The organism is Faecalibacter rhinopitheci (assembly GCF_015234135.1).
Lineage (GTDB): Bacteria > Bacteroidota > Bacteroidia > Flavobacteriales > Weeksellaceae > Empedobacter > Empedobacter rhinopitheci.
Genome location: NZ_JADGIK010000041.1, coordinates 1 through 692, shown reverse-complemented (window position 1 = coordinate 692; position 692 = coordinate 1). Strand labels below are relative to the sequence as shown.

The window sequence follows — 692 nt, the reverse complement described above, 5'->3', positions numbered from 1 at the left end:
GCTCGTTACCTGCAATGCTACCAAAAACATCGTTATAAAAATGGGAATAGGAATATTTTATTTATTAATAATTTTAGTCATTCTGACAACTTGTTGCTTAATTTGGCTTTTTATTTCAATCAAAAAGAAAAGTAAAATTGGAATCATTATACCGATACTATTTTTTCTTTTTGTTGGATTTCTATTTTCATTAAATTACATTGATGAAAACACAATTTCGAATGAAGATGTAAAAAATGATATGCAAGTCATAAATTTAAATCTTAAAGATACTTTTAAAATACTTGAAAACGATGTTAGTGGAATGCCTGAGAGGTATCAAAAAACAAAAATTGAAATTTCCAATACTGACAAACAAAACTTAATTTCAGAAATTATAAATTCAAAAAATTTCGAAAATTTAAAATCTAAAGAAGATATAAGAATAAATTCAGAAAAGAAAAACAGATATTTATCACATGATATTTTGAACTATAAATATTCTGATTTTTATTCTCGTGAATTCTACACCGAAATTAATAATATTCCTACTCGATTTTTTTTGAAACTTGATATCAAAAGCAATGAACTTGAATATCAGAAAATTGAAGATTAAAAAGCACTGCAGGTAACATACTATTTGCAAAAAACGGGCTGAAAGTAAACTGTCATCCCATCTTTTTCCACTCGCAAAATTGCTTTTCTTAAAACTT

At 25.3% G+C, this 692-nt stretch carries 1 protein-coding gene; it reads left to right on the top strand.

The window, feature by feature from the left end; translation table 11 throughout:
- Positions 1-595: hypothetical protein (locus IM532_RS13625; protein WP_228063738.1), on the top strand; the 595-nt coding region annotated here is incomplete at its 5' end.
- Positions 596-692 lie beyond the last annotated feature (97 nt).